Annotated in this window: 14 protein-coding genes; 4 read left to right on the top strand and 10 right to left on the bottom strand. The window is 51.2% G+C overall.

The features are described from left to right. Positions 1-122: 122 nt before the first annotated feature. From rplS to ffh, 4 genes are all read right to left on the bottom strand, one after another. Positions 123-473: a 50S ribosomal protein L19 gene (gene rplS, locus SH451x_RS22070; protein ID WP_479359328.1), complete on the bottom strand. Its 351-nt coding sequence runs from the start codon at positions 471-473 to the stop codon at positions 123-125. Between the two features lie 171 nt (positions 474-644). Then, complete coding sequence (trmD, locus tag SH451x_RS22065) at positions 645-1,349, bottom strand: tRNA (guanosine(37)-N1)-methyltransferase TrmD (RefSeq protein WP_479359327.1); 705 nt, start codon at positions 1,347-1,349, stop codon at positions 645-647. 218 nt (positions 1,350-1,567) lie between these two features. Continuing rightward, positions 1,568-1,915 (bottom strand): 30S ribosomal protein S16, encoded by a 348-nt coding sequence (gene rpsP / locus SH451x_RS22060; RefSeq protein WP_479359326.1) that lies wholly within the window; start codon positions 1,913-1,915, stop codon positions 1,568-1,570. A gap of 104 nt (positions 1,916-2,019) precedes the next feature. Further along, positions 2,020-3,495 (bottom strand): signal recognition particle protein, encoded by a 1,476-nt coding sequence (ffh, locus tag SH451x_RS22055; RefSeq protein ID WP_479359325.1) that lies wholly within the window; start codon positions 3,493-3,495, stop codon positions 2,020-2,022. A gap of 335 nt (positions 3,496-3,830) precedes the next feature. Between ffh and SH451x_RS22050 the strand changes: the two genes are divergently transcribed. Together SH451x_RS22050 and SH451x_RS22045 are read left to right on the top strand one after the other, a co-directional pair. Further along, entirely contained in the window at positions 3,831-6,479 is a 2,649-nt protein-coding gene (locus SH451x_RS22050; protein WP_479359324.1) for a dockerin type I domain-containing protein, read from the top strand. A gap of 317 nt (positions 6,480-6,796) precedes the next feature. Then, positions 6,797-11,449 carry a tandem-95 repeat protein gene (locus SH451x_RS22045; RefSeq protein WP_479359323.1) on the top strand — a complete coding sequence of 1,551 codons (4,653 nt, stop codon included), beginning with the start codon at positions 6,797-6,799 and terminating at the stop codon, positions 11,447-11,449. Positions 11,450-11,528: 79 nt separating this feature from the next. On the opposite strand, the gene nadD is transcribed toward SH451x_RS22045, so the two are convergent. Beyond that, positions 11,529-12,137, bottom strand: coding sequence for a nicotinate-nucleotide adenylyltransferase (gene nadD / locus SH451x_RS22040; protein ID WP_479359322.1), 609 nt, complete (start codon positions 12,135-12,137; stop codon positions 11,529-11,531). Between the two features lie 153 nt (positions 12,138-12,290). On the opposite strand from nadD, the gene priA reads away from it, so the two are divergent. Beyond that, positions 12,291-14,579, top strand: coding sequence for a replication restart helicase PriA (gene priA / locus SH451x_RS22035; RefSeq protein WP_479359321.1), 2,289 nt, complete (start codon positions 12,291-12,293; stop codon positions 14,577-14,579). Between the two features lie 246 nt (positions 14,580-14,825). Continuing rightward, positions 14,826-16,784 carry a hypothetical protein gene (locus SH451x_RS22030; protein ID WP_479359320.1) on the top strand — a complete coding sequence of 653 codons (1,959 nt, stop codon included), beginning with the start codon at positions 14,826-14,828 and terminating at the stop codon, positions 16,782-16,784. A 31-nt stretch (positions 16,785-16,815) separates the two neighbouring features. Here SH451x_RS22030 and SH451x_RS22025 read toward each other — a convergent pair whose 3' ends face one another. The 5 genes from SH451x_RS22025 to gcvT all read right to left on the bottom strand — a co-directional run bounded on the left by SH451x_RS22025 (position 16,816) and on the right by gcvT (position 22,602). Then, the gene (locus tag SH451x_RS22025) at positions 16,816-19,185 is read right to left on the bottom strand and encodes a carboxylesterase family protein (RefSeq protein WP_479359319.1); all 2,370 of its coding nucleotides are present in this window, start codon (positions 19,183-19,185) and stop codon (positions 16,816-16,818) included. Positions 19,186-19,217: 32 nt separating this feature from the next. Next, a complete protein-coding gene (locus SH451x_RS22020) occupies positions 19,218-19,892 on the bottom strand; it encodes an FHA domain-containing protein (RefSeq protein ID WP_479359318.1) in 675 nt (224 codons plus the stop codon). 326 nt (positions 19,893-20,218) lie between these two features. Continuing rightward, the gene (locus SH451x_RS22015) at positions 20,219-21,058 is read right to left on the bottom strand and encodes a lipoate--protein ligase family protein (RefSeq protein ID WP_479359316.1); all 840 of its coding nucleotides are present in this window, start codon (positions 21,056-21,058) and stop codon (positions 20,219-20,221) included. Between the two features lie 25 nt (positions 21,059-21,083). Beyond that, on the bottom strand, positions 21,084-21,473 hold the full coding sequence (gcvH, locus tag SH451x_RS22010; RefSeq protein WP_479359315.1) for a glycine cleavage system protein GcvH: 390 nt from the start codon (positions 21,471-21,473) through the stop codon (positions 21,084-21,086). 4 nt (positions 21,474-21,477) lie between these two features. Continuing rightward, on the bottom strand, positions 21,478-22,602 hold the full coding sequence (gene gcvT, locus SH451x_RS22005) for a glycine cleavage system aminomethyltransferase GcvT (protein ID WP_479359314.1): 1,125 nt from the start codon (positions 22,600-22,602) through the stop codon (positions 21,478-21,480). Positions 22,603-22,677: the final 75 nt, after the last annotated feature.

Raw genomic sequence — 22,677 nt, 5'->3', positions numbered from 1 at the left:
CCCAGCGCGTTTTGGAGAGAGGCAAGTTGTGCAAGCTGCAGACGCGGCGTCCGTCGTTCAGCGCAGCAAAAACGACGGCCAAAAGACCGTCGTTAAATCATATTCAGCTCGGTAAATATCAGTTAGACGCGGCGTTCGCGAAGCCGAACAGCCTTGCCGCTACGTTCCCGTAGGAAGTAAAGCTTGGCACGGCGAACCACACTGCGGCGTTTGACTTCGATTTTTTCGATGCGTGGCGAGTGGACAGGGAACTTTCGCTCGACCCCTTCGCCCGCGACGATACGTCGAACGGTGAACATTTCACGGGAACCGCTTCCACTGCGGGCAATGACAACGCCGGTGAAAACTTGAATGCGTTCTTTGTTGCCTTCCAAGATTCGTGTGTGCACGTCGACGGTGTCACCGATCTCAAATACCGGAAGGTCGGCCTTCAACGAAGACTGTTCAACAAGTTTTAAAATTTCCTGGCTCATGATAAATCGCAAACAACGTCGCGTGAAAGATATTTTTGCAGTTAAGTGGGGGACGTATATTCCACGAAAACGTTCGAAATGAAAAGGGCAAAATCGGCCTCGGAAGCCAAAAACCCCATCTTCCGTCTGACTTTTTCGAGCAATACGAGAGACATCCGAGCGCGCGGCTTATCATTCTGGCGGTTGATCGAGCAATTCTCGCCGCTTTTCAGCCGTGGTCTTAGTGCTCTGTTGAGCTCGCCAAGCGGCGATTTCTTCGTGATTTCCGCTCAGCAGAACGTCGGGAACAGCTAGGCCGCGGAACTCTCTCGGTCTAGTGTACTGCGGAAACTCTAGCATGCGGTTGCCGCGTGAAAACGAGTCTTGAACGCTACTGTTTTCGTCCCCGAGGACGCCCGGTACCATTCGGACCATGGCGTCGATGAATACCATCGCTGCTACTTCGCCGCCGTTTAAAACGTAGTCGCCAACGCTCAGTTCAAGCGGGTTCAGGATGTCGGAAACGCGTTGGTCAAAACCCTCGTACCGGCCGCAAAGCAGCAAGAAGCGTCTTTTCGGATCGTTCGAGAGGTCTTCGATAAAACGCTGGTCAAGTCTACGACCCTGAGGCGAAAGCAGGATCGTCGTCGGAAGTCGAGCATCGTAGCCTGAAATCTCTTCAACACAGGCTACGGTTGGTTCGACCGAGAGGAGCATGCCAGGTCCGCCACCAAAGGGCCGATCATCGACTTTATGATGTTTGGGGTCAGCAGACCAATCGCGGAGGTTGTGTGTTTCGATTTGGACAAGTTGAGCAGCGATCGCTTTGGCCAGGATACTCTGCGAAAGATAACCGCTAAAAATTTGCGGAAACAGAGTAACAATGTCGAAACGCATGGACTTGCTTTAAGTCGTCGCTGATAAAAGACGGGCGAGAACGCCTGTCTTGCACTTTTCGAAACAAGAATTAATCAGTGACAGAGCACTAGTGCTGCGTCAAAATTCAATCTTAGATCGGCCGGAGCCCAACTGGCACCCGGTTCGTACGGCGATAACCGGACGCTAGCGCGTTCCGGCTGATTCTTCCTACCGTAGGATTGAACGTAAGCGGTGCACTAAGCACCTTGAACTGGTGCACTGACGCGTCGTTTTGGATTTCCGTTTTCGTCGCGGTTCAGTCGTGCAAATGCAGCGGCTTGTTGTTCTTTATGCGTGCCTTCGCTGCCATATTTCTTGACCAATACACGAACGGCATCGCTGGGTTGGGCACCGACGCCGACCCAATACAAAATGCGATCACCCTTTAGCACTGCGCGGGCGTCGACTTCCTTACACATTGGATCGTAGTAACCCAATTCTTCGAGAACACGACCATCGCGCGGTTGACGACTATCAACGGCACAAACTCGATAAAACGGACGCGCTTTACGTCCAAGCCGTTTCATACGGATGCGAACAGCCACTGTAAGGAAGCTCCAAAAACACTGAACTTAGTAAATGAGGGTCGCTAGTTATAGCGTGCAAGTCGGTATGTGGGGAGACGTTTTTCGCGGTTTTTTGCCGAGAATCATTTTTGCTTTCGCATTTTACGCAGCATTTTCTCTTTCTCCTTCGCCAATTTCTCCCTTTCCTTGGGTGTAAGCCGCTTGCCGGTGCTTTGTTTGATCTTGCCGCCCTGCATGGGATTGAACGGGTTGGCGCTCATCATGTTTTGCATGTTTTTAACCGCGCCCAGTTTGTCTTTCATGTTTCCGCCGGCCGCCATCGCCATCAGCGGTTTCATGGAATCAAACATTTTGACGAGGTCATTGACCTGCTGCGGAAGGACCCCTGCCCCACGCGCGATACGCGTTCGGCGAGTCGTATCAATGAGTTTTGGATTGTTGCGTTCGGCCACGGTCATCGAATCGATCATGCCCACCAGTTGCTTGAATTGCTTCTCGCTTTCGGGCGAATTCAGCATTTTGGACATTTGCCCCATGCCAGGCATTAAGCCCAGCATTTTGGTCATAAGTCCAGGTTTCCGAAGCTTTTCCATGAGCGAACGGAAGTCGACCAGCGAGAACTGGCCCTTCTTCATCCGTTCTTCCATGCGATTTCGTTCGTCTTCATCGACCAACTTGTGGGCTTCGCGGGCAACTTCAAGAATATCGCCCATTTGCAGAATTCGGCTGGCCATGCCTTCAGGGCGAAATGGCTCCAGAGCATCCAGGTGCTCGCCCGTACCAATGAACTTGATGGGGACCCCCGTGACTGCTTTGACGCTCAAGAGAGCCCCACCGCGCGCGTCACCGTCCAGTTTGGTCATGATTACGCCGTCAAGTTCTAGCGCCTCATGGAACGCAGCCGCACTGTTGACGGCGTCTTGGCCGGTCATCCCGTCGACGACGAGTAGGATCTGGTCGGGCTTTACTTCCTTGTCGATACGCTCGAGCTGTTTCATCAGCTCTTGGTCGATCGCCAAGCGGCCCGCAGTGTCCAAAATTACAACGTCCGCACCTGCTGCTTTAGCCATCGCGATTCCGTCGCGACAGACTTTGACAGGGTCCTGAGCACCTTTTTCGCTGTATACCTGGACACCGATCTGATCACCGATGACGTGCAATTGGTCGATCGCAGCGGGGCGTTGCAAGTCAGCCGCGACCATGAAAGGCTTGAACTTCTGATCGCGAATTGACTGCGAAAGTTTGCCGCAAGTCGTTGTTTTACCAGCTCCCTGGAGTCCGCAGAGCATTAGAATGGTAAGACTACCGCGTTTAAGAGGGAGGCTAGAATCGACGGGCCCAAGCGTTTCCACGAGCTGGTCATAGACCACTCGGACAAGTTCTTCATGCGGCCGTAGCGAAAGCAGGACACGTCGACCGAGAGCCGCTTCGGTGACCTTTCCCATGAATTGCTCGATGACCGGCAACGCCACGTCAGCCTCAATCATGGCCGTTTCGACCGTCTTGAGCCCATCGCGCATATTGGATTCGGTCAATTTGCCTTGACCACGAATCTGTTTAAAAGCGGACTGTAGCCCTTCTTGGAGCGATTCGAACATCAGAAATTAGTCAGATTGTTGAGGGTATGAAAACGCAAAGCTACTGCGGCTTACCGGGTCGACACGTGCTGCCGCCTGCTTAAAAGGAGCACCAAGTCGTTAATTTATAGCACTCGCGCACGACCGACCAGGGTTGTTCAATGCTTCGCTAAAATAGTGTTCGAGCTCTTGGTTGGTCTTCGATTCGATGGAAGGGGTGTTAAATCCTGAGTAATCCTCAACTTTTGCGTAAGAATCTTTCTGCCGTAAAGATTTGAAGAACGTAGAACTTTCGTCCCCCAACTATCATCAAAGGCTACTGAGCTCGCCCGACTGCAATTTGCGTACGGTTTACAATGTTCGAATTTATGCACAGTTCAAAATCTTCTGGCTCGCCTCGCAGCCGTAGAGAGCGTGCTGCGCGAAAGTTGAGAGCAACAGAGCGACGGCTCAGAGTAGAGCGTTTGGAAGACCGCCGCGTCATGGCGTCTTTGCCTTTCGGCGCCGTCGCGACTGATACCGCAGAATTTATGCTCGGTCGTGTCGCGGTAACGCCCGTTTTCTTGGAGAGTAACGGTCAGCTCGATCACAGTACGGAGGACTGGACGCCGACTTATAAGGAGCAAGTTTTTCAAAACATAGTTACCGGGCTCGACTTCTGGGTCGACCTGCTCGCAAAGAAAAGTCCAGTCCACACGCTTGAGTGGGTCTTTGATCGTACTTTCGTAGACAATCCTGCCGAGACGGTTTATGAGCCGATCAGCCGTATTTCCAATGATTACAATCGTTGGGTGCCCGAGTTTCTGACAAATATTGGCTTCGGCAACCATGGTGGTTTGGAGGCGAATATTCGCGAGTTTAATCACTCGCAACGAGTGAAGCTGGCGACGGATTGGTCATTCACCATTTTCGTCGTCAACGCTCAGAACGACCCCAATGGTTCTTTTGCGAGCGGTGGTGCGTTCAGCCGTGCGTTTGCCTTTGCCGGTGGCCTATTCGAAGTTGTCCCGTCCACGCGGCCGCCATCGACGTTTGCACATGAGACGGGGCATATCTTCTATGCTCGCGATGAATACTCTGGTGGAGGAAATTATTACCAGCGACGTGGTTACTACGATACGCAAAATACCAACGCTATTGATCTTCATCCCGACCCGAACTTTGTACAAGAAGTCAGCATTATGACTTCAGGCGCTCTGTTAGAGGAAGCTTACACAACGCTTGAGACTACGGCTTCAACGCTCGCCCAGCTCGGCTGGCAAGACAGTGATGGAGATGGCATTTTCGACGTATTGGATGTCCCGCTTGGGTTGGAAGGTGTTGGGCGTTTTGATCCTGTGCATTCCGTCTACCGTTTCAATGGTCGAGCCTATGCGCAGGTTGCACCCAATCAAAATTCCTCCGGTAACGGCAACAGTATTACGATCAACAGAGTAACGGATGTCCAATACCGATTTGAAGGCGATTTAAATTGGGTATCGGTGGTACAGCCAAACGAGTATGAAGCCAATCTGAATTTCGAAATTCCAGTCGCAGAGGCCAACGCCGGTAAGATCGTTGAGATTCGAGCAGTTGATGCGAGGATTGGAATTACAAGCGGTACGTTTTCCGCAGCTGTAGTTGGAGAACCCACAGGTACGAACGCAAGAGGGCTTGGTGGGCTAGTATGGAATGACATCGATGGAGATGGAATCTACGACGTTACCGAACTTGGGCGGCATGGCTGGGTTGTTGAGCTGCGATCGGGGACAGGGGCTCCGCTCAATCTATATAGGCACATTGAGTTGAATGCGTTACCTGACGGACTGCTTCAGTCTGACTTTTTCGGGGGAGTTTCGATCAGGAATAGCGGTTCGAGTGGGAATTACACTCTTGGAATCGGCAACGGGCAGAGGATCAGCGGGAAGGTGCTGAAACCATTTTCAAGTGCGAATAACCGATTGCTTGATGCTTGGAATTCATCGCAAACGCTAGAAATATCGACTTCACAAAGTTTCACAACGTTTGAAATCGAAGCAGCGGCGATTGCTCAGACTGCGATTGTTCAGATCCGTGGCTACGATGCCCATGGCGTGGTCGTTGTTTCCAATTCTCAAACTCTACTTGTGTCTGAGCAACCTGCCAAGTTGCGGGTGGTAGATCCGACTGGTCGAATGACCCGAGTCCTTGTTCAAGTCTTAGGATCGTCGGCAGTTGAGCTTGGGGATTTAGATTACGGGACGCCGACGGTGACGACGACCGATTCCAACGGTCGATATCACTTTGATGTCCTTCCGGTCGGAGAGTACGCAGTTAGGGTCGTTCCGAAGCACGACATTTATCAACAGACTACACCTGCAGACGATTTAATTGCTGTTTCATTTGAGTCGGACGCTGCGTTGAATGGTCTAAATTTTGGGCTTCATTTGGCGCATAACCCTTGGGCTCGAGAGACAAATCAACTGGATGTTGATGGAGACACCAAGATCCTGCCGCTCGATGTGTTGAAGGTTATCAATGCACTCAATCGATACGGCATTGGTCGGTTAGAGAACCTGGATGTTCCTGCGGGCTGGGTTGTCGATGCCAATAAGGATTTGGTGCTTTCGCCATTGGACGTGCTGATAATCATTAATGCGATAAATGCAGTTAGCCGTGCCGTTGGCGAAGGGCCGTCGACCGGCATTTTGACCGGGCAATCTCTTGCAGGAACTCCCGCGAATCTCCAACCTACTGTAGCCCCAGCCATTGTCGTCGATGCGGCATTCGCTGGGCACAGCGTCTCTTGGGACGTTGGAGAGAGTGAAGGTGTCAGTGACGAGCAAGAAGTTAGGTTCCTACCAAGTATCACTAATCGCGGTCGTCTTATTGACGGTCAGCATCGCTCTCTGAGTGCGACTCTTTCTACGGACTCGGAAGTCACGCAGCCTTCAACGGAACCGCAGGAGAGTTTACGCACCCAAGTCGACCAAGCATTGCCGTCAAACCTGCTTCAACTGTTTCAATTAGCTCCTCTTCCAGCGTGAGCCGACACTGCGCATCTTTCGATCTCTCGGAAAAAGCGGCTTTAGCGATTTTATCGATTTTGACTAAATTCCTGGAACCGGACCATCGTCCGGGACGTCCAATAGCTACGTCTGGTGGCATGTTCTGCCCAAGTTGTAGCGATTATTTCGACCTTAATGCTCCTTTACGGACAAATCCTGCGGGCTGGGTAAGCCTGCAGATTGAAAACGATCATACCCCCAATTACTCTCAAACCGTGAGTTTTAGCTGACTTTTCACAAAAACTGGATCGGCTGGAATCTTCGGCAACAACCCTTCTCTAATATCACAGCAAACGATGCAAAGATCTACGCGACGGTCGAACTCAGGCAATCGATCCACATCAGCTATCTCGAAAGTCCTGCAAAAGGTGCGGCAATCGGGGAGCCGAAAGCTAGCCAAGAAACGCGGTGAGAGTCGGTTGCGAGTGGAGGCTCTCGAGCGACGCGATCTGATGGCAGCCGATTTCTTGCACAATCCGCTGATTGCGCAGGACGTTAACGGCGACTTCCGCGTAACGCCCCTCGATGCGCTCAGTGTGATTAATCATCTAAATCGTCAGTATCGCAGAGGCGTTGGATCAGGCGAAGGGGAAGCCACGACAAGCTCTGCGAGCACCAGTACGCCCAAATTTAGTTCAATGTTGGATGTGAATGACGATGGGCGTGTGACACCGCTTGATGTGCTTAGCATTATCAATAAGTTGAACAGAGCGGAAGGAGAAACGATTCTGGCGGAGGTTCAATTAGTTCCGATTGATAGTCAAGGGAACGAACTTGCTTCGTCAGTCGTAGACGGTGTGACCACTTACATCATCGGCATGGGGCAGGATTTTTCAGTCCGAACACAGATTTTAGACAATCGCGGCGATGAAGCCGAAGGTGTCTTCGCCAGTTATTTGGATATTGAATACGTGAATCTGGATGGTTCTCCGAATGAAAAGGTTGGAGCGTTGTATGGTGAGTTTCAAACAATTGAGCTAAGCAATGTTGACGGCGGGACCTTCACACTGAATTTTGGCGGCCAAATTACTGCTCCAATCACTGTCGCACGGACAGCAGGTGGAGCAATCAACCGCGGAGCAACTGCTACCAATATCGTCAATGCTATTGGCGCACTGCCTTTCGCTGGCGGTGCCGCTAACATAATTATCGAAAACGACGGTTCAGGAAATGACGCAACGTTCAAGCTAAACTACTTTAGAGAATTGGCTCGTATTGATATCCCGAATCCCACAGTCCAATCAAATCTCCTGACTGCTCCATCAGGAACTCCTTCAATCGTCGTACCACCTGGAATTATTGATCCATCTAATTCGGATGTACTTTTTCCGGCGATGGGATTTCCAATTACGCCACAGTCTACAAACAACTTGATTTACGGTTTTTCTCCTACGGGTGCTCTGGTATCGGCGGGCAATGGGAGATTTGTACTCGATGAAATAGGCTCATCGCTTTCATTCTTTTTCCCGTTGATTATTGAGAATCCCGATGTCTTCATTAGTATTTTTGATGTGAAATTTCGCGGTACGGAAACAGGTATCGTTGAATTTTCTGCAAATGTCGCAGACGAATTTGCCGGCATCGCCTTGCTCAGTTCCTTTGGTGAGGATACTGAAGATTCAGTGGATTTGCCGGCAGATGTAATTCAGTTTCCAGCTCCTTTCCGGATCAATGTTATCGACCGAGTCCAAGCAGTGAATGATGTCTTTCCTGCTCCGGGGGCTCCGCTCTTGCGGGAAGATCTCGGGCCTTTTACGTTAACGAACGTAACCGGAAATGACATCGTCCTTGTTGGCGAGTTGGCTGGTATCCAGGCTGTTAGTAACCCAGGTGCATCTGTAGGCACGGTGAGCTTTACTCCGGGTGGAAACGATATCGTTTTCAACCCAGCGAGAGACTTTTTTGGCCAAGCTACGTTCACTTATACGGTAGCAAACACGCTTGGTGATACCAGCGTTGGTACGGTAACAGTCAATGTTACACCAGTAAATGATCCGCCAATTCCTCGATCGCCGCTTCCAGCGTTAACTATCGAAGAAGATAGTACAACTCCACTCACTGTGGCGGCGTCGGAAGTGTTTTTGCCGGGTCCTGGCGGCGAGACGGGCGCAGTGAGTTTTGTGTCTGCTGAACTGTTGCCCGGTGAAACTGGCGGATCTGTTCAGGTTGTGAATGGACAATTGGTCTTTACTCCGGCCGAGGATTTTAATGGACTCGTGCGACTTAACGTTGTTGCAGCCGATCAAGCGAATTTGCAAAGCGCGGTGACTCGCATCAATATCACGGTTACGCAAGTCAACGACGAACCGACGCCATTGGGCCCAACTTTCACCACGAATGAAGATACCAACTTGGTCCTCGCACCATCCAGCTTGTTTGGACCAGGCGCTCCGTTCGAAGAACAAACGATTACATTGAGTAATCCAGCGTTAGTCAGCGGCGAGATAGGTGGTGTCGTTCTTCTCAATGCCAGTGGAAATTTGGTATTCCGGCCTGACGAACACTTCTTTGGCGATGTTGACATTGTCGTCACAGGAACCGACAACGGTACGCCGAATCTATCGACGACTGGGACGTTTACGATTCGAGTGATCGGTGTGAACGACGCACCAACTGCTAATCCTGATAGCTATGTCGTGTTTGGATTGAGCGGTACTGAGCAAGAGTTGCTCGTTTTAGAGAATGATAGTGCTGGACCGAACGAGCCGATTACGGACTTGCGTATAGTCCGTGTGTTGAATCAAAGTGGTACTGGCAACGTAAGAATTGCCGCGAATGGTCGAAGTATCTTCTACACTCCCCCAGCAGGAGTGGCGACGGGAACCGACGCATTCACGTACGAAGTCACCGACTTAGCCGACCCCACCGGCGCAACCACTTCACAAGCTCGTGTTACGATCGATATCGTGCCACCAGTTCTGCCTTTTGCGCTTCGGGACGTTGTTAGCATTGTAGAAGGCACTACCGCACCGCTTACGATTAATGTACTTGCTAACGATTTTATAAACGATGGCGAGCAGAAACGGTTGCTGTCGTTCACTCAGCCTGCAAGTGGCTTAGGCACCGTAACGCTAGACCCAGGCACCAATCCTGATTCAAGCGATGATCGCTTGGTCTATACTGTGCCATCTGAAAACTTCTTTGGCGAAGTTATCTTCACCTATACCATGGTCGACACCGGAGATGATTCGGAACCATCGGTTGGGCAAGTTACTGTGACGGTAACCGCGGTCAATGACGCACCGACTGTAGTTCAAAGCCGAACTATTGCGACGACTGAAGACGTGGTGAATTTTCGAGTGGCCGGCACGACGCTTTTGGAAGGTTCAAGTGCTGGACCGCTGGAAGGAGATCAAACAGTATCGGTCACTTCCGCTAGAATTATCTCTGGTGGCGGGACAGTGAACGTTCAAAACGGAGATCTGTTTTTCTCGCCAGCGGCGAATCGCGTTAACAACGTTGTCGTAGAATTTACTGCGACTGATGACGGAACGACAAATGGTGTGCTTGATCCGAAAACAGCCACCGGTCGCGTCACGTTCACCATCGCAGCAGACAACGATGCGCCGGAGACTGGGAATGATACAGCGACCACTCCTGAAGATGTGCCAGTTGTCATCCAAGCTTCGCAGATTCTTTCCAATGACCGTCCAGGGCCAGCCAACGCAGCAGATGAAACTGCAAATCAAACTCTGTCGATTACCGCAGTTCGCGTAATAAGCGGTGGCGGTACAGCGACGATCGTTGGAGGCAACGTTCGGTACGCTCCAGCCACGAACGTCAATGGAGTAGCGGTTCTCGAATATACAATCACCGATGCAGAAACGGTAGCAACGCCTGGCTTCGTCGCGAAGACCGCAACCGGACGAATCACAGTTACCATTACCGAAGTCAACGACAATCCGGCCGCTCTGACTGCGACGCGTTCGGCTTTTGCTGGTCTGGCAACGAGTATCGATCTAACAGCAGAGCTTGCGGCGACATCGCGCGGAGCGACTAACGAAGCTTCGCAGACCTTACGGATCAATCGAATCATTCCGGGCAGCGCAGTGGGTGGAGTCGCAGTACTGAACGCGAACGGAACAATCACCTTTACTGCAACGGCGGGATCCTCGGGCACAGCAACATTCCAAATCGAAACAATCGATAATGGAACAACCGCTGGTGTTGCAAATCCCAAGACGGGCGTCGGCACGGTCAACGTTCAAGTCGCACCATTCCAACCATCGACCATAAGCGGTGTTGTTTGGATCGACGATGATTCTGATAACGTAGTTGATTCCGATGAAAATCGTTTGAGCGGTGTGACTGTCGTCCTGACAGGTACTACGGTCGCAACAGGCGGTGGAGCGGTATCTGAGACTGCCGTAACAAAGGCAGACGGTTCCTACAGCTTCGAAACGTTGCCACCTGGTACCTATACCGTTCGGTATGTCCAACCGATGATGACTGTTGATGGACCTTCAGCCGATTCGGTGACACGAACCATTGCTGTTCCTGGCGGTAGCACGATTGTTGCTAATTTCAGCATCTTAGGAACCGACGTCGAATTTGCGAGCATCTTGGACAATCTTGCTGCGGGCTATTTTGGACAGTTCCCGCACGTTCGAGGTAAGGGAATTGATGCCGTTGTAGGGGCCGATGGAACGATGGCGTTTTCGACGGTTCACGGTGGCTACGGCCCGATGATCTTCGCGGAAGTCACCTTGAGTGCCGATAGCCGCGATGCGTTTCTAACGATCGTTGGAACCGACCTTTCTGTTAAGACTGCAGCAATTCCTCGCGGCAAGTTCTTCATCGCTCGCGATAGCGAAGGGAACACAATGGTGAAAATTGTGGCACTCGAATCCGAACTGAACTTCTTTGCCGTATCTGCAGCTCCAACTGCGGCACAGCAAAGCCGGGCTTATATGGATTCGGTCGATGCTTTCTTCGCACAATTGAACTAGAACTAAGCCTGTGCTGCGAAAACCCTCGCTTGCACCCTAAAGCTTAAACCCTCGAGTGCCGACCGCACTCGAGGGTTTTTCATTGATAGATCTGATTCGAATCGATGTACGCCGCGACGGCTGCTGGCAGGCGGTAGCGAATCGAACGACCCGCGCGGACTCGTGTGCGAATGTCGGTACTGCTGATTTCCATGACTGGCAATATTAACTGGCAGGAGCGAATCTGCGCGAGTCGTTGTTCGTCCGCAACAAAAGGCTGCAGTACTTCAAAATTGGGGGCTTCAAGGCCGCCACGGTGCGCGACCGCGATCGTTGCCAAGTCACAAATCGCTTCCGGTTCTTTCCATTTTGCAAAATCCAGAAGTGAATCGCCGCCAATAATTAGAAAGAATTCGGCGGTAGGATGCTCGGAACGAATTTCACGAAGCGTATCGACCGTATAGCTTACGCCTTGACGACGCACCTCACGATCATCCATTGCAAATCTTGGATCACTGTTGATGGCCAACGTGATCATTTCACAGCGATGTTTGGCTAAGATCGGTGGTCGGTCTTGTTTGAGGGGCGATTGAGCTGCGGGCATAAAGCGAACTTGCTCCAAATTGAGCTGCTCAAAAGCTGCATCGGCCATCAGCAGGTGTGCAAAATGAATTGGATCAAACGATCCACCTAAAATTCCGATTCGCATTCCCGCGGCTTTCAATTCCAAAGGGTTTTTGACTGAGTTGTAGTAAGACCGAACGTGTCACGCCAGTCATTTAACATTGTACGGTATACGGAAAGCCAATTCAGAATCACAATTGCGGATGACAAATGCAATACAAATGACAAAGTGGATGACATGACTAAGCGGCAGGGAGAACTATTTAACGAAGATGCGGCACCTTGGGAATTGGATTCGCAGCAAGACTTGATGGTAGCGTCGATCGCGCTCGCTGAGCCACCTTTTGGACCGTTTCACTATACGATCCCCCCTGCCCTGGCTGGCAAGTTAGGCGTGGGGATGCGAGTTCGCGTTCCACTCGGAAAATCGAATCGACTCATTTTAGGCTACTGCTTAGATATCGAAACGATACGCCAGTCGCCGGGGGCTCTGAAGCCTGTTGCTGAATGTTTGGACGAACAATCGCTTTGCCCAGGGAAGCTAATCGAGCTGATCCGCTGGATGTCTGCCTATTATCTTGTACCGATAGGCCAGATCTTTGAAGCCGTCATACCGGCCGGCGTTCGTTCTTCGGCGGGGACTAGGCTAAAGAAGATGGTACGCCTAACAGACCAAGGAAGCAACGAAGCCCGAATTGAAGCCTTGCCCCCGAAACAGAAACAGATCGCTCGACAGTTGATCCTGGCCGACGGTCCGATGGCAATGGATGACCTGATGAAGATGGCCAGCTGCTCTCAGTCTCCGGTACAAACATTGGCAAAGGTAGGCTTGGTTGAAATTTACGAACAGCGTGTGCTGGTTGATGGCAATAGTCTTGGAACAATGACTGCGCAGAAGACACGTTCCAAAGCGCTCAGCGTAGATCAGCGGCTTGCCTTAGCACAGATTCTGGATTCGCTAGAAAGCTTGCAGCATTCGACCATTCTCTTGCACGGAGTCACCGGAAGTGGAAAGACCGAAGTCTACATGCAGGCGATCGAGCGAGTGATACGATATGGTCGTCAGGCAATCGTACTTGTACCCGAGATATCGTTGACGCCTCAAACTCGTAACCTGTTCAAGGACAGATTTGGTGAGGTGGCTTTGCTGCATTCGCATATGTCCGATGCCCAGCGACACTACCAATGGCGGCAAATCTTTGAGGGCGAGGTGTCTGTCATTGTTGGTCCTCGCAGCGCGGTGTTTGCTCCAGCGCCCAACCTCGGACTGATCATCTTGGACGAAGAGCATGAGACTTCGTTCAAGCAGGATACTGTCCCACGATATCATGCTCGCGATGTGGCGCTCCATCGCACCATGCTCGAAAAGATCCCTCTGGTGCTTGGTTCGGCGACGCCGGGATTGGAAAGTTGGCAGCGCGCTGTCAAAGGCATCTATACACGGGTGTCTCTTCCACGCCGAATTCACAATCGCCCTCTTCCGAACGTCGAGATCATCGACTTGAGGGCATTGCGATTTGATCCGAAACGAGGAGCGATTTCGGAGCCGTTGCTCCGCGAGATGCGTGAGAATATTACCCAAGGCGGGCAGACGATCTTGCTGCTGAACCGTCGCGGTTTTGCAACCACGATTCAGTGCCCTGCGTGTGGAAGCGTTGTGTCGTGTCCTGATTGCGACCTGCCTTTGACGCATCACCGTGATGGTGGAAAGGCGATGTGTCATTACTGCGATTATACGATTCCGACGCCACCGGTTTGTCCAAAATGCCGATTTGATGGGATACGTTTTTCTGGAATTGGGACGCAACGTCTGGAGCAAGAGGTCAAAGATTTGCTGCCGACGGCGAGCGTGGCCAGGATGGATTCTGACACGATGCGGCGACCAGGTTCACACGAACGGACTCTGACGATGTTCCGCGAGGGAGAAATCCAGATCTTGTTGGGAACCCAAATGATTGCTAAAGGATTGGATTTCCCGAACGTTTTGCTGGTGGGAGTCGTCAACGCCGACATGGCACTCCATTTCCCTGATTTTCGGGCGGCGGAGAAAACATTTCAGTTGATCACTCAAGTCGCTGGCCGAACCGGGCGTGGGGAGAAGCCGGGGAAGGTGTTTGTACAGACTTATTCGCCCGACCATCCTTCAATTCAGTCGGCTTCGAAGCATGATTTCATAGGTTTCGCTGCCGCAGAATTAGGGCACCGAGAAAAATTCGGATATCCACCGTATGGCGCGCTGGCACGCATAATTGTCCGCGGACCGGTGGAAAGCGTAGCTGAGGCATTTGCGGACCAGATCGCTAGTTCAATAAAAAAGCACCGAGAATTGTTGGGCAAGGAAACGCGTGTGCTTGGGCCAGCCGTACCGCCAATTGCCAGGCTGCGGGGCATGTTTCGATTCCATTTGATGCTGTCATCAGATGAGGCTGCCAGCCTGAATCGACTGCTATTGCGGGTTCAGGCAGATTTGCATCCCCCTAAAGAAGTTCAGTATGTGATCGATATTGATCCAATTGATATGCTGTAGCAGACCCGAAAGATTCGTCCCATAAAGTGAGTAAAAAACAGCGCCAATTGATACCGGGGTTTCCGCGATCCTGGAAAATTGGCTAAGATTTGAGGTTTCTGTGGCGCCTGTTAGCTCTGTTGCATTCTCGATCTGCTCAATTGGCATTTCAAGTGTGGCAAGATCCTGATAGATCGCCACATAAAATCACGCTTAGATAATCGTTTCAGGGAGAGCGTTGATAATGTCGTGTCAGGAGAAGATTTGGTGAGACTGCTTTTATTATCGATCACCTTTATAGCGGGCGCGCTAGTTCAAGGGGTTGTTACTTGTTCCGCACAAAATGACGCCCTTTCCGTAAGCAAGTTATTGCCAGCAGAAACACAGGGATGTGTACGAGTTGTCGATTTGCCCAGGTTTATCGAACGTTGGAATAAAACTCAACTGGGACTACTGGGCAACGACGAACGATTGAAACCGTTCTGGGACGAGCAGCGCGCCGAAATTCAGAAACGCTTTACCGATGCTGGTTGGCAACTGAATCTTCAGGCCGACGACTTGTATGAGATATCAACAGGCCAAGCTGCAGTGGCATGGGTCTCGCAACCTCAAAATGCACAGCGGCCTTATGCTGTCTGTTTGGTGATGGATATCGATGGCAAGAATGCCGAAGCCAAGGCGTTGCTTGATAAGGCCGACGTGGAATTAAAGAAGCGCGGCGCAACAGCTCAAGATTCTCAAGTGGCCGGAACAGCGGTCCGTCAGTACACGTTACGACGTCAGCCAGGCGATACAGTCATTCGTTCCACCTTTTACTCGCTGACAGACAAGCAACTGTATGCGACGGATGACCTGTCTCTGTTGAGCAATCTTATCGACGCCAATACTAGCGGCGGAAATCATAATCCGCTTGCGTCCGAAGCAATCTATCAATCGAGCATTGAATCGCTCGACGCAAAGATTACCGATTATGATCTCGAGTACTTCGTCCGTCCCATCGGATTAGCGAAAGCAATGCGGTTCATATCGGGCCGGGCTGCAGCAGGTCAAACTGATATCCTCAAAGTGCTTGAAAACCAAGGGTTCGGAAAGATTTCTGCGGTCGCAGGTCGCGTCGAGGTTGGGACTGAAAAATATGACATGATTCATGAAGCGTTTGTCGTTGCACAAAGGCCGTTACCTGAAGCAGTGCAAATCTTGGACTTCCCGAACGCTGCAACTACGAACGTGCCCTCGTGGGTTTCGCCAGAGTCTTCGACATTCACCTCGCTAGCGTGGAACGCAAAGGAAGCGTTCTGGAAGGTGCGATCGATTGTTGACGAAATTGCTGGCCAAGCAGGAACGTTTGATTCTGTAATCGAGGGCATCCAGACTGATCCATTGGGCCCGCGGATCGATATTCGCAACGAAGTTCTACCGTTCCTAACTAATCAAATCTTTGTGATGACAGATACTGTGCTACCAATCACAGTTAACTCGCGTAGAGCCCTCGTCGCGATTCAAGTGAATGATCCTGATAATACTTTGAAGGCTGTTCTGGATCGTGCAATGGAAAATGAGCCAGATGCTATCGTTGAAGACTACAGGGACGTTCGGATTTGGAAGGTGTCTCGTGAAGACGAGACTTTTGCCGCTGATTTAGATACCGACTTTGGTGATTTTGGTGCAACAACGGGCGATGAAGAACCAGATACGGATGATTCGCCATTGCTAAATAACTGGGCGATCGCAAAATTCGACGGCTATCTGGTTTTTGCATCGCATGCCGACTTGATTCGTGAAGTGCTCGATCGAGCAAAACTGCCCGTCGAAAACAGCCCATTTGTTGATCAAGATGACGTGGCTAAAGTACTGGCAGAACTCGACGCTATCGCGGGTGACGACGAGCGTTGTGCCTGGAGAGTCGTTCGCAGTGACCGCTCTTTTGAAATGCAATACGAACTTTTTCGCACCGATCAACTCCCTGACAATCAGTCGATACTTGCTGTCCTCTTGGATCGTATCCTGAAGCCGCGAGCTACCGCTGTGGTGAACGATCAACAGGTCAAAGGTAACAAGCTGCCTGAATTCGAACAGGTACGCGGTTACTTGATGCCACTAGGAGTGGGTGCAAAGTCGACGGAAAAGGGCTGGGCTATCAAGAATTTTGTTCTAGCCAAAGAGAAGCTTGAAGAGGCCGAAGCTTCCAAACAAGCAAACGCCGAAGCTGCTTCACCGAAGCGGTAGCCCAAGCTGTGCCATAGTATTTCGCCCGACGTCAGAAATCGGCTCGCATCCAGAACGGATGCTGCCGATCGGCTCGCTGGCGAATATCTTCTAGCAACACGCTAATATCAATTACTGGCGTCAACAGCCGAGTCTTTCCACGGTCGATGATCGTGACTTTCTCATCCAGCTTGACAAAGTCTGGACTTAGCCAAAGCGTGTATCCATCTGATGGAAATGATCCAACGCGCAGCCCGTTTGTACCCGCTGGCAGAACGGTTGCGTCTGCTACGGAAATTTGGGACTTTATAGAGTAAAGGTGCGGGTTGATTACGATACTCGGGTTCATGTCCCGCAATTCAAGGAACCAGAAGAAATTGTCGCCTGGCCGAGCGGTCGAGACCTCAAACGATTTGACTGCAAAATCTCGTCGATGGCCTGACAGATTCATCCAATCCATTATACGAGGCAGTTCCTCTTGGAAATGATCTCGCCCACGGCCTTTGTACATGACGAGCATGGTGTCAAAATCCGGCGATTTTAGCAGTCGGTCGAGGTACTTTCCGTTTCTCGCGAGGGGAGCTGGAGCACCATCTAGCTCGCCAATAACAAAATAGGTCGGAACGTACTTCGCATTCTTGTAGTAGGCGATTGGGAACCGCTCACAGTCGGCTCCAACAGCGACCATGCCGGCCCACAAGTCTGGATGCGCCAAGGCGATATCCCACGCTGCGTCTCCACCCATGTAATGGCCGCTTAGAAAAACGCGATCTGTATCGATGCTTGACCGCCGCATAGCATCACGCAATGCGCCAAGAATCTTGGCGTGCTCATTTTCTGTATAGTTGTAAAACGGTTGTTTCGGCTCGCCCCAGTGCGGCGCGACGGTTATGTAGCCATGGCGGGATGCTTCGCCCAGACACTGATTAAACTCTTCGTTATAAGTCCCCGACCACCAGTCAATCTGCTCTTGAGGAGAAGAAAACTCACCGTGCAATGTGAGTACACATGGGTACTTGCGATTTGGATCGTATTCTGGAGGTAACTGAATCGTATAGCGACTGGCCGGAGCTCCAGGAATTGCGGCGACTGTAAAATCAACTTCGTATCGACCGGGTGTCGAGCTATCGCCTGTCAGACCAAGCGGCGGTTGCATTATCTGCGCAAGCCGCGACAAGTAACTAGCAGTACCGCTCTCTTTTGTTTTCAAGCTAGCCACGATTGCAGACCTGCGGTCGCTATCTTGAGAAGCGAGGTACTCTGCAAGCAGATCACGTGCTTCTACAAGTGAAACAGCAAGAGGAAGGGTATTTACCGGCGAACCGCTTCCCATCAACCAGTTCGAAACTCCAATTGCCAAACGTCGTTCGTCCGAGCTATCTTGCTGCAAATTGAAGTCGGCGAACCGGCTAAGATTCGAGATCGATATCTCTTCCTGAATCTCTTGTACGATAGGCTTCAGCGAGGCTTGTAGCTCGCGATTGGATACGGAATCAACAAGCTGAGCTAACTTGGTACGTATCGCTTCAATTTGCTTTTCTTGCGTTTCAAACTTAGATATTTCATTACCGATGCTGACTTCAGTGGCGACTGAGATCCGCTTGCGATCGAATCCATCCAGCAGTGACTTCGCAAGTTTGTACTGTCCAGCGTTGAAACGCGTTTTTACCTCGCGAAACATTAGGTCTGCGTTCTGTTCGTCAAGGCTTGCAAGCTGCTTGCTTTTACTCGACTCCAGTTCCGGGAACTTTTTAATGGCGGTTTGGAGCAGATCCCTTGCTTCACGAAACCGCTTCGCCTGCCAGTAAACCGAAACGGCGTCCAGCCATGCCTGCGGATTATTCTGATCGATATGATTCAAAATTATAACACGAAGTTTATCTGGAGGCACGGTGTTGGGGGCGATGCGCATATCCCAGACGACGCTCCGCTCGCCCGCCAAGCCTTCTACGCGCAGGTAATTTGCCGAGATTTCGGTAATACCCTGCAGAATGTCAACTGGGCCATCGGACGTGGCTAGCGAGTAGATTCGCCTGCCAAAATCATCAAAGGGCGTTACGCCAAAGGTGTTCTGGACTGCAGCAACACGGCGCCCGCCGCCGGTTCTCAAGATCGCATTTCCCGTTTGAATTACGGTCAGCGGTTCGGGGCGATTGCTGATGCTTTGGCGCAATGCGTTGTTAAAGAAAGTCAGCCGTAGGTTGTCGTCCAATACGACGACCGGTTTGACCGCAACGTTGGAATTGACGACGTTGGGATTGAAAGCTGCTTGGTCAACGCCAGCCACAGAACCAAGAGCAGCAGGCCCCAGGATCATTCGATTCTTTAAGACAACAATCGATTCATCAGCTAGCGCGTTTGCTGCGAATATTAGCGAGCAAAACGCGGAACTTGTTAGGAGCTGCCGACGCAACCATTTCACAGGCGTTATTCCGGAAGAAGGCGATAAGTAAATTATCGGCCACCGAAAAACTTTTTAAGCGTTTGTTCTGCGGCTGATTTTGAATTCTGAGTCGCTGGACCAGTCTTGTATTTTGGCATCTTAATCGGTGCCTTCTTGTCTGCACGAACCATTTTGGAGTCTTCCTCAGGTTCTTGCTCGCTATTCTCCAGATTGATATTCGTCGTTTCGTCTAGCGAGAGCATTCGGGTTTCCGGTTCCAGAACTGGCGTTCGTTTGGATCCTCTATCGACCATATCGGCTTCAATCAGCCAGTCAGCGATGTTGACAAAGTCAGAGTTCGGTTCCGAGGTCGCCGAATCTTCGGCAATTCGAGCTGCGGCTTCTTTGACGTTGGCAACTTCTGGCTTCTTCGCACCGCCCAGGCCATGTTCGATCATAACTTCGAATTGCAATTGACCGACCTGAAGTACATCATTTGGTTTTAGCGATTTCGCTTTTTCCGCATCTAGGCGGATTCCATTGATCAGTGTTCCATTGCGGCTGCGTAAATCTGCTACGAGAACGCGGCCTTCTTTCTGCACAATTACACAGTGCTTACGGCTTACGGAGTCGCTTTTTGGCCGAAGCTGACAGGAGTCGCTGCGACCGATTAGGAATTTCTCGTCCTTGACGATGATTTCCTTACCTTCATGTGCACCACCAAGTACTTTTAGCTTTACTTGCATAACGAGACTACCTTGATGAGACGTACTAACCACATTCAGCTGCAAACAATATTCTCAATTCAGTCCCCGAGCTCGTGACCGACCGTGCACAAATTCTTCAAGATGACCAGCATTAAATACTGCATCGGTTCCAGCTGCTCGGAATCCAAACAAAAGTTCGGAGAATACCACTTATCTTAGTCAAATTGGAGTCGATTGCATAGACCGGAATTCCCTAAGACGCCAATGTGGTTGTGTATTTTCCCATTGAGTGGCTTAAAAGGATTCTGGACGCCGTAGGGAAAACCTTTATGTGGACGACCGCAAGGTAGCGCATTTGGGGGCAGCTAAATTTTGCATCGCCAAGCAGCATTTCCATACTTTCCGCCGCAAAGCTCGTCTGCAGATTCCTGAATTTCGAGTTCCATAGCGGGGGAGATCGGAGAGATTGACACGTCGTGGCGGAAAACGTCTTCCAAGCAACGGGGCAACCGAGATTCTAGATCGGTCCGCAAAAAATCTGTCAGCGACAGTAAAGACATCGACGGCGCGGTCTGAGGCTTCGCTCCTGAAACGCCTGGCTCGCGTCGGCTGTTGTGACTGCTCAGGTCGAGCAAGCCAGGCAGATGTGGGGTGAGCGCAGAACGTGCAATTAGAATGCTGCCGTGCTGAAGTAGGGTCTGGCCGATACGGCGTTGAGCCGACCCCACGATTTTTTGGCCATCAAGCACGAGATCAACGGGAGAACGTCGCTCGAAACACAAAAAGCGTTGATTGTTGGAATCGATTTCTTCACCCGGTTGTAGGCTGCAGGCCGCCGTCGAAGCGTTGTAACCTTGGACTTTGAAGGCTGCCTCAATGGCTTGATGAAACGCGCAATAGAGATTTCCAATCGCCGCCTTGCTGTTGTTCGAATCGTGAATGGCCAAGCTATAAGTTAGCTCGTTGTCGTGTAGGATTGCTCCTCCGCCGGACAATCGCCGTGTAAATTCGACCGTCCTGAACTCTGAGTGTTGCAGACGATCGGACGCTCGTTGAAAGTACCCGAGGGAAAGAGTTGGCATTGCCCACTCATAGAATCTGAGAATGGCGATTTGATGCCGACTGGCCGTTAAAACTATCGCCTCATCGATTGCCATATTGCGAACGCCAGGGTGCGCAACATCTTGCCAGACGATCAAATCCATAAAGCTCGCTCAGTTGGTCCTAGCCCTAGTGTGACTGCTCGCATTGGGCTTTGTACTTTTCATAGGTCAACAAGGCTTCCACTTCGGATGGGTTAGTTAGCTTCAACTTCATAATCCAGCCCTTCTCGTAAGGGTCATCACTCAAGAGTTCCAAGTTGTCAACCAAATCGGAATGCACTTCAACGACGGTGCCGCTTACAGGCGAATACAGAGGACTAACCGCTTTCACAGATTCAACTTCACCAAATTCTTCTCCGGCTGCGATCTCCTTACCACTTTCTGGCAAGGCCATGAATACCAAGTCTGTTAGCTCAGCAACTGCGAAGGCGGAAATACCGATCGTCGCAACGTCGCCGTCTACATCGACCCATTCGTGAGAAGCGGCATATCGTAAATTTTCTGGAGCTCTGCTCATGGTATCAAGCTGATTTTCTACGGTAAAAAGGAAGTGAAACAATCGTGCCGGGGACCTTCGAGCCTCGAATGTCGATGTCCACAGCTGTGCCTACATTGGCTACGTCGGTTCGGATATAGGCCATAGCAATGGGATGCTCAAGTGTCGGTGAGAACGATCCGCTGCTTACTGTGCCGATCTCGCGGTTGTCGAAGTCTAGCACCTTGGCATGCTCCCGAGCGGCACGGCGCCCGTCGAGTCGAATTCCGACACGCGTAAAGCACGGCGGTTGCCGGCTTGCCAATTTTAATTCTTCATATCCGACAAATGTACGATCTTTGAAATTTACAACGCGTCCTAGCCCGGCTTGAAACGGATTGATTTCTTCGGACAACTCATGGCCATAAAGTGGCATCGCCGCTTCCAATCGCAGCGTGTCACGAGCGCCCAGTCCCGCCGGCAAAATGCCTTCGTTCCGTCCAGCCAGCAAAAGGTTTTCCCATACACGCAATGCGTCTTCTGCTCGAACAATTATTTCAAGACCATCTTCACCCGTATAGCCGGTACGAGAAACGATCGTTGGCTTGCCGAACTGGTCTGCAATCCGGCCACGGTAGTAGCCAAGCTTTCCAAGCGGCGTTCGGGGATAGATTTTTTCAGCAATCGATATCGCCTGCGGCCCCTGCACTGCGATCATGGCCGTCTGGTCAGAAACATCCCGGAACTGCACATCGGCGAACTCAGGCAATCGCGACTGAAGCCAGTCCCGAATTTTCAGCTTATTGCCAGCGTTTACGACCAGCAAGAAGTAAGTATTGCCGTCTGTTCCTTCAAGACAATAAACAAGGACATCATCCAGAATCCCACCCGACTCATTGCACATCAGAGAGTAGCGAATATCACCGATCTCCATATCGGTCACGCGTCGAGTCAGCAAGCTATCAAGAAATTGGTCGGCGCGTGACCCGTCAAAACGAAACCGTCCCATGTGGGAGATGTCAAAGAGCGTTGCACGCGTTCGAGTCGCGACATGTTCGGCGACAATCGAGCTGTACTGGATTGGCATTTCGTACTGCGCAAAGGCGGCCATCCTTGCACCAGCGGACACGTGCCAGGCGTGCAGAGGGGTTGTCAGTAAGTCTGTATTCATCTGCAAGCAAATCAACGCGGTCAAAAGGACAGCGCATGTGCGAAAGCCATAAGCAGCTTCGCCGACTCAGGTTTC

The sequence above is a fragment of the Njordella aestuarii genome (genome assembly GCF_056494165.1).
Note: the sequence above shows the minus strand (reverse complement) of the source record. Positions and strands in the feature narration are given on the sequence as shown.